The following is an 8,044-nucleotide window of genomic DNA, read 5'->3' as shown; positions in this document are numbered from 1 at the left end:
GGAATCCCCAGCAGCAGGGCGCCGCGCCGGTATCGCCGCCCGGCCCGGGGACGAGGGCGCTCAGCGCCACAGCGAGGCCGCCCGACGCCGCCGGGTATTGCCTGAGGCCGCCTGGCACCGCCGCTTGGTATCCCTGCGAGGCCGCCCGGTATCACCGAGAGGTTGCCTCGTGCAGCCGCGAAGCCGCCGGGTATCGCCTGAGGCCGCCTGGCACCGCCGCTTGGTATCCCTGCGAGGCCGCCCGATGCCCCCGCCGGGTATCACCGCCAGGCCTCCCGGTGCCGCCGTGAAGCCGCTCCCACCCCGGAGCCATAATCGACCCGTGAGCGACAAACCGAAGAACACCCAGGCGGACCAGGAACAGGAGCAGGAGCCGCAAGAGCCGCAGGAGCTCCAAGCGACCCCGGCACTTCAGGCGACCCCTACGGGCCCTCGCCCGGAAGCCATCCGCTTCTTCGGGACGACCTGGCTGAACCACGACGGCAACTACCCGGCCCGCCGCGCGACCGTCACCGCCGGCTCGCTCGTCGCCCTGGTCATCTTGGGCCTGGTGCTGCGCCTGGCCTACGAGGGCCTGCAACTGGCCGCCGTCGGCGGCTTCGTCAGCATCCTGGTCGTCATCATGTTCGCCACCTGCAGCGCCCTGGCCTTCGGCCACACCTGGGGTTCCTTCACCAAACGCCCCGACCCGGCCCGCCAGTCCTCCCTACGAGGCCTCCTCACCATCGGCTTCCTGGGCTCCCTGACCGCCTACTTCCTCCGCTCCCTGAAGGAGGCCCCAGGGGAGTCCCTCCACCGCGAGGAATACACCACGGCCCGCCAGCAGTACGACCGTCGCACAGCCAAGCGCACCCGCAACCCGGCGAAGCGCCGCCGGACCTAGGCGGTCCGGGGGCCGGCCCAGCGCCCCGCTTTTAAGGGGCGCGGGGAACTGCGCGAGCAACCACGAACCACCCGCACCCGCCCCCACACCCCCCGAGCCTCTCCCGCGCCCGCGGGGTCGAAGGGGCGGCAACCCCTGGGGAGGGGGAGGGTAAGGGCGGCGGGGGCGACGAACCCCTCCCCAGCGCCACCCCACCAAGCCACCATGGTGCCCATGACCACCTCACGCCCCCACCCCTCCCACACCACCCGAGCCCACTCCTTCAACACCGCCGCAGCCCAGTACGCGGCGAACCGCCCCTCCTACCCACCCACTCTCTTCGACACCATCGAAGCCTTAGCCGCCCGCCCCCTCGCGGGCTCACGCACCGTCGACGTAGGCGCCGGCACCGGAATATCCACCGCCCTCCTCCACACCCGAGGCGCCCACGTCCTCGCCGTGGAACCCGGCGCCGGAATGGCCGCCCAGCTCCTCCGCACCCACTCCCACATCCCCCTCGTCCGAGGTGACGGCAACGCCCTCCCCCTCGCCACCGCCTCCACCGACTTCCTGACCTACGCCCAGTCCTGGCACTGGACCGACCCCACCCACTCGGTCCCGGAAGCCCTCCGCGTACTCCGCCCCGGCGGCGCACTCGCCCTCTGGTGGAACACCGACGCCGTCGACGTCCCCTGGATCGCCGACGCCACCACCCGTATCCACCAATTCCTCGGCGTAGACCCCGACACCCCGATCGCGAAGAGCGGCTCCGGAGCGGCTGCCGCCCTGACCGACACCGCCGGCCACCTCGACTTCACCCGCCGCCAGGTCCGCTGGAGCCGCAAGGTCTCCTTGGACACCCACCTGGCCAACATCGCCAGCCACTCGGCGTTCCTGGTCCTCGGCGAAGATGCCACCACCGAGTTCCTCACCGAGGAACGAGCCCACCTCCGCAAGCTCTTCCCCACCGAAACAATCGAGGAGACCTATGACGTAGACCTACTACTGGCCATCCGCCCCTGAACCAGCGCCTCCTGAGCCAGCCCCTCCTCAAGCCGGCCCTCCTGAACCCCATCCCCCAGACATCTCCCCTCACCCACCCCCCTTCCTCTCTCCGCATCCGCATCCGCGCTCGAGTCCGCGTCCCCTCTCTTGCGCGCATCCTCCTCCCGCTCCTCCCTCTCCTCCTCCTGATCCACAACCAACCCCGCCCCCCAAGCCTCCAAAGCCGCCGCACACGCATGATCCACATGCCACAGCCCGCTCAGCTCCAGCTGCACACCCCGCTCCCTAGGCACCCCTTCCAACGAGTCCAGCAACTTCGGCAACCGCAAGAACGTCGCGGCCCCGGCCACCCGCACCACAACCCCCGCATCCCCCCGGTCCTCGATCTCCACGTGCACATGGCTGATGTCCCACGCGGTTTTGGCCACGGCCAATGCGAGCCCGACCAGGACGCCCTCGAACAGATTCCAGGCCACGATCGCCAAGGCGGTCGCCCCCAGGACCACCACCTCCCCGCGATCCCGCCCCCGCCACAGCACCCCCAACTCCCGTACGGGCACGAGCCTGCATCCCGCATGCACCAGCAGTCCGGCCAGCGCCGCGACGGGAATCACGCCGAGTGCCCCGGGTAGCAGGGCGGCGAACACCAGCAACCACACCCCATGCAGCACCCGTGAGGCCTTGGTCCGCGCCCCCGCCCGCACTCCCCCACAGGGGGCACCCTCAGCCCCGCTCCGCACGAACGCCGCCGTCATGGGCAGCGCCCCGAGCGCCCCGCACACCACGTTTCCGGCGCCCTGGGTGACCAACTCCCGGTCGTAATCGGTCCTCGGGCCGTCATGCAGCTGATCCACGGCCGCCGCACTGAACAACGACTCGGCCGAAGCGATCAGCGCGAAGGCGAAAACGGTTCCGACCGCCCCCATCTCGGCGAGTAACCCCAGGTCATCGACCGACGGCACCCGCACGGCCTCCAACAACCCCCGCACCTCGACCCGCCGCACGTCCAGGTCGAAGACCCCGGTCACCAGGGCCGCACCCCCGACGGCCACCAACGGCGCCGGCACACAACGCGCCCCCCATCGCCACCGAGGCCACACCACCAGTACGACGACGGTGGCGCCCCCGATCGAGAGCGCCACGGGATCGACGGCACCGGGCAACGACCCGAGCCCCACGAACTTCCCGATCCCCCCACCACCGGGCGCGGCCACATCCCCCATGGCGTACACCTGCCCCGCCACCAGCACCAGCCCGATCCCGGCGAGCATCCCCAGCACCACGGCCACCGACACGGCCCGGAACCACCGCCCCAGCCGTAACGCCCCCAACCCGAGCTGCACCACTCCGGCCCCGACCACCAGCACACCGAGCGCCGATAACCCGTACGCCCGCACAGCCTCGTACACCAGCACGGTCAACCCGGCCGCCGGCCCACTCACCTGCAGGCTGCTCCCCGGCAGGGCCCCGACCACCAGCCCACCCACGATCCCGGTGACCAGCCCCAGCTCCGCCGGCACCCCCGCGGCCACCGCGACCCCGGCACACAACGGCAACGCCACGAGAAACACCACGACCGAAGCCGCCAACTCCCCGCGCCACAACGCGGCCCTCGGCCCCCGAAGGAGAGGCAGATAAGGAGACCGGGATCGAAATGGACTTGAGGCGTTACGCACGAGAACGCACCTCCGGCAGACGACGTTCGACAGGAGTGCCCGACAGGAGATGCGAGTCCCGAGCCAGGAAAAGAACCCGACGGTGATCACGAGAACTCACAAAGGGAGACCGCAACACATCCCCCGGGCGACGGAGCGTGGCCCAAAACCATCGACCACGCTCCGCAACTAATTGTCACTCAAAGCGAACAGTCTCCACACCCCTCTCCGTGATCACCGCTGCACAACGGAAGCGCACACCCCCGGAACCTCACCCTCCGATCACCCCACCGTGCGCTCGCGCCCCTCCGCACTCCCGTCGCGCCGGACCGCGCGAACCCGCGCCGCCCCTATCGCTTGACGCCTCACCCGCCCTGCGCAATATTCATCGCATGATGAATTATTCCTCGAAGGAGCCCCCACCCCAATCCCCCACCCCCGTCGGCTCCCCTCCTCTCCCCGCCATCCACGCACAGGGCCTCACCGTCAACCGAGGCCCCCGCACGGTCCTCCGCAATCTCGACTTCGCCGTCCCCCAAGGCCAGATCACCGGCCTCCTCGGCCCCTCCGGCTGCGGCAAATCCACCCTGATGCGAGCGATCGTGGGGACCCAGGCAAAGGTCACCGGCACCCTGCACGTCCTCGGCCACCCCGCAGGCGACGTCACCCTCCGCTCCCGCATCGGCTACGTCACCCAGGCCCCCTCGGTCTACGACGACCTGACGGTCCGCCAGAACCTCGCCTACTTCGCCGCGATCCTCGACCCCGGCCGCGCCGCCGCCGACCGCCGCCACGAGAACGTCACCCGGGCCATCGCCGACGTGGACCTCACCACCCACACCGACGCCCTGGCAGGCAACCTCTCCGGCGGCCAGCGCAGCCGCGTCTCCCTGGCCGTGGCCCTCCTCGGCGCCCCCGAACTCCTGGTCCTCGACGAACCCACCGTCGGCCTGGACCCGGTGCTCCGCCGCGAACTCTGGGCCCTCTTCCACACCATCGCCGCCGAGCGCCGGGCCACCCTCCTGATCTCCTCCCACGTCATGGACGAAGCCGAGCGCTGCCACCGCCTCCTCCTCATGCGCGAGGGCGAGATCCTCGCCGACGACACCCCCGAGGCCCTCCGCACCCGCACCCACTCGGAAACAGTCGAAGCGGCCTTCCTCCGCCTGGTCGACGAGGCCACCGCGACCACGGCCACGGCCGGGACCGACGCACACCAGAAGGAGCCGACGCGATGACCACCACGACGAACACCGACACGAAGACGAAGAAGACGAAGGAGACGACCGTGTCCACCGCCCCCGTGGCCTCCCGCCCGAGGGCCATCAGCTACTCCCGTACGACCGTCACAGCCGCCCGGGTCCTCCGCCAACTCGGCCACGACCCCCGCACGATCGCCCTGCTGATTCTCATCCCGTGCGTGATGCTGTTCCTGCTCCGCTACGTCTTCGACGGCAGCCCACGCGTCTTCGACTCCATCGGCGCCTCGCTCCTCGGCATCTTCCCGCTGATCACGATGTTCCTGGTGACCTCGATCGCGACCCTGCGCGAACGAACCTCCGGCACCCTGGAACGCCTCCTCTCCATGCCCCTCGGCAAGGGAGACCTCATCGCCGGCTACGCCCTGGCCTTCGGCACCCTGGCGATCATCCAGTCCGCCCTTGCCACGGGTCTGGCCGTCTGGTTCCTCGATCTGGACGTCACCGGCTCCCCCTGGCTCCTTCTGATCGTCGCCCTCCTCGACGCCCTGCTGGGCACCGCCCTGGGCCTCTTCGTCTCGGCCTTCGCCTCCTCCGAGTACCAGGCCGTCCAGTTCATGCCGGCCGTGATCTTCCCCCAGCTCCTCCTCTGCGGCCTGTTCACCCCACGCCCCGACATGCACCCCGCCCTGGAAGCCATCTCCAACGTCCTCCCCATGTCCTACGCGGTCGACGGCATGAACGAAGTCCTCCTCCACACCGACATGACCGCCGACTTCGTACGCGACATCGCGATCGTCGCCGGCTGCGCCCTCCTGGTCCTGACCCTGGGAGCGGCCACCCTGAGGCGCCGGACGACATAGCCACGCCCATAGCCCCGCCCACCGGGCACCCGTCCATCCGACGTCCCGCCCACCGGACACCCCAGCCGAACCCCCACCCTCGATGCGAGGATGACTCCAGGACGACGCACCCCCGGGAGGGCACCCGCACCATGAGCCAGAAAGTCGCAGTCCTCGGCACCGGCAAGATCGGCGAGGCCCTGCTCAGCGGCATGATCCGAGCCGGCTGGGCGCCCGCGGACCTCCTGGTCACCGCCCGCCGCCCCGAGCGCGCCGAAGAGCTCCGCACCCGCTACGGCGTCACCCCGGTCACGAACGCGGAGGCCGCGAAGACCGCCGACACGCTCATCCTCACGGTCAAGCCTCAGGACATGGCCACCCTCCTCGACGAACTCGCCCCGAACACCCCCGCCGACCGCCTGGTCATCAGCGGCGCGGCGGGCATCCCCACCCGCTTCTTCGAGGAGCGCCTGGCAGCAGGCACCCCCGTCGTCCGTGTCATGACGAACACCCCCGCCCTCGTCGACGAGGCCATGTCCGTCATCTCCGCAGGCAGCCACGCGAGCGAGGCCGATCTCGCGCACGCCGAGGAGATCTTCGGCGCCGTCGGCAAGACGCTCCGCGTCCCCGAGTCCCAGCAGGACGCCTGCACCGCCCTCTCCGGCTCCGGTCCGGCGTACTTCTTCTACCTGGTCGAAGCCATGACCGACGCGGGCATCCTTCTCGGCCTGCCCCGGGACAAGGCCCACGACCTGATCGTCCAGTCCGCCATCGGTGCGGCCACGATGCTCCGCGACAGCGGCGAACACCCCGTCAAGCTCCGCGAGAACGTCACCTCTCCCGCCGGCACCACGATCAGTGCCATCCGCGAACTCGAGAACCACGGAGTACGCGCCGCACTGATCGCCGCACTGGAGGCAGCCCGCGACCGCAGCCGCGCACTGGCCTCCGGCAACAACAGCTGACGCCGACCGCGGTCAACCGGCCAGCAGCCCGATCGCCCGATACGCCTCATCCACCCTCGGTCGAGCCATCCCTCTGGCCTTCTCCGCACCCAACCGCAGCACCCCCTCCACATACGCAGGATCCGCGCACAGCTCCTTGTGCCTCTCCTGTACGGGCCTGAGGAGCTCGACCACGGCCTCTGCGGTGTCCTTCTTCAGTGCTCCGTACGATTCATATACACCGCTCAGGTCCTCGGGGTTCCCACCCTCACAGGCAGCGAGGATCTCCAGCAGATTCGCGAGCCCCGGCCGCGCCTCCCGGTCGTAGACGACGTCCCGCCCGCTGTCGGTCACGGCCCGCATGACCTTCCTCCGCACCACGTCCGGCTCGTCCAGCAGATAGACGATCCCGGGCCCGACGTCGTCGGTCTTCCCCATCTTCGACGTCGGGTCCTGCAGGTTCATCACCCGGGCCCCGACCTTCGGAGGCGTGGCCCGCGGCACCACGAACGTCTGCCCGTACCGCTGGTTGAACCGCACCGCCAGGTCCCGCGTCAGCTCCACATGCTGCGTCTGGTCGTCCCCCACGGGCACCTCGTCGGTCCCGTACGCCAGGATGTCCGCCGCCATCAGCACGGGATACGTCAGCAGCGACAGCCGGACACTCCCGCCCCGCGCCCGCTCCCGCGCCGCCTTCTCCTTGTACTGGATCATCCGCCGCATCTCGCCGTCCGAGGCCACGCACTCCAGCAGATACGACAACCGCGCGTGTTCATCCACATGACTCTGTACGAAGACTGTGCACAGCTCCGGATCCAGCCCCGACGCCAGCAACAGGGTCGCCGCCTGCCGACTGAGCCTGCGCACCCGCGCCGGATCGTGGTCCACGGTCAGAGCGTGCAGATCCACGACGCAGAACAACGCGTCCGTACGGTGCTGGTCGACCTCGGCCCACCGCCGCACGGCCCCCAGATAGTTCCCCAGCGTCAGATGCCCCGTCGGCTTGATCCCGCTGAAGACCCGTGTCATCTCGCCACCTCCTGATCAGGACCGCCGCCACCGGCCGGCCGACCCTCAGAGGGGAGATACGAGAACGGCCGCCAGTGCGGCGGCCGTCGAGTACATACGTGAGTACGGCCGCCGTCAGGCGGCCCACCACTGCTGGTGACACGTACGCGTAGTCATGGGGGACAGGCTACGCCTCCGGGGACCGGCTGACAGCGAGTTGACACACCCCGAGCCGGTACGTAGTGTTCTCCGGGTTGTCCGACGTGAGCGCCGACCTCGGTCGGTCCCCGGACAGCCATTCCGCAGGTAACCACCAGCAATCGACGACTCGTCGTCGTGTCATTGGTGTGCGTATTTGCGAAATGAGGAATCCGCGTTCGAAAGGACGCAGCCCCCGATTAGCTCGGGAGCTGGGAATCCGCTAAAGTCTCACTCGTCGGAACGGCCCAACAGCCGCGAAGACAACTCCCGCTGACTGGGAATCAGGCCCGAAAGGATCTGATAGAGTCGGAACCGCCGGAAAGGGAAA

Annotated in this window: 7 protein-coding genes; 5 read left to right on the top strand and 2 right to left on the bottom strand. The window is 69.6% G+C overall.

All coding sequences use genetic code 11. From position 1 onward, the window contains the following. Window positions 1–322 precede the first annotated feature (322 nt). Together ACFU53_RS44495 and ACFU53_RS44490 are read left to right on the top strand one after the other, a co-directional pair. Window positions 323–883, top strand: a complete 561-nt coding sequence (locus ACFU53_RS44495) for an EamA/RhaT family transporter (protein WP_384005648.1) — start codon at window positions 323–325, stop codon at window positions 881–883. Between the two features lie 213 nt (window positions 884–1,096). After that, a complete protein-coding gene (locus ACFU53_RS44490) occupies window positions 1,097–1,885 on the top strand; it encodes a class I SAM-dependent methyltransferase (RefSeq protein WP_384005647.1) in 789 nt (262 codons plus the stop codon). On the opposite strand, the gene ACFU53_RS44485 is transcribed toward ACFU53_RS44490, so the two are convergent. Then, on the bottom strand, window positions 1,849–3,501 hold the full coding sequence (locus ACFU53_RS44485; protein WP_384005650.1) for a SulP family inorganic anion transporter: 1,653 nt from the start codon (window positions 3,499–3,501) through the stop codon (window positions 1,849–1,851). The two genes, ACFU53_RS44490 and ACFU53_RS44485, sit on opposite strands and share 37 nt — an antisense overlap. A gap of 413 nt (window positions 3,502–3,914) precedes the next feature. On the opposite strand from ACFU53_RS44485, the gene ACFU53_RS44480 reads away from it, so the two are divergent. From ACFU53_RS44480 to proC, 3 genes are all read left to right on the top strand, one after another. Further along, window positions 3,915–4,760 (top strand): ABC transporter ATP-binding protein, encoded by an 846-nt coding sequence (locus ACFU53_RS44480; RefSeq protein ID WP_384005645.1) that lies wholly within the window; start codon window positions 3,915–3,917, stop codon window positions 4,758–4,760. Continuing rightward, on the top strand, window positions 4,757–5,584 hold the full coding sequence (locus ACFU53_RS44475) for an ABC transporter permease (protein WP_384005644.1): 828 nt from the start codon (window positions 4,757–4,759) through the stop codon (window positions 5,582–5,584). The genes ACFU53_RS44480 and ACFU53_RS44475 overlap by 4 nt, the downstream gene beginning before the upstream one ends. 131 nt (window positions 5,585–5,715) lie before the next feature. Next, the gene (proC, locus tag ACFU53_RS44470) at window positions 5,716–6,528 is read left to right on the top strand and encodes a pyrroline-5-carboxylate reductase (protein WP_384005642.1); all 813 of its coding nucleotides are present in this window, start codon (window positions 5,716–5,718) and stop codon (window positions 6,526–6,528) included. A gap of 12 nt (window positions 6,529–6,540) precedes the next feature. On the opposite strand, the gene trpS is transcribed toward proC, so the two are convergent. Further along, window positions 6,541–7,536, bottom strand: coding sequence for a tryptophan--tRNA ligase (trpS, locus tag ACFU53_RS44465; protein ID WP_384005640.1), 996 nt, complete (start codon window positions 7,534–7,536; stop codon window positions 6,541–6,543). Window positions 7,537–8,044: the final 508 nt, after the last annotated feature.

The organism is Streptomyces sp. NPDC057474 (assembly GCF_042802555.1).
Taxonomy (GTDB): Bacteria; Actinomycetota; Actinomycetes; order Streptomycetales; family Streptomycetaceae; genus Streptomyces.
Note: the sequence above shows the minus strand (reverse complement) of the source record. Positions and strands in the feature narration are given on the sequence as shown.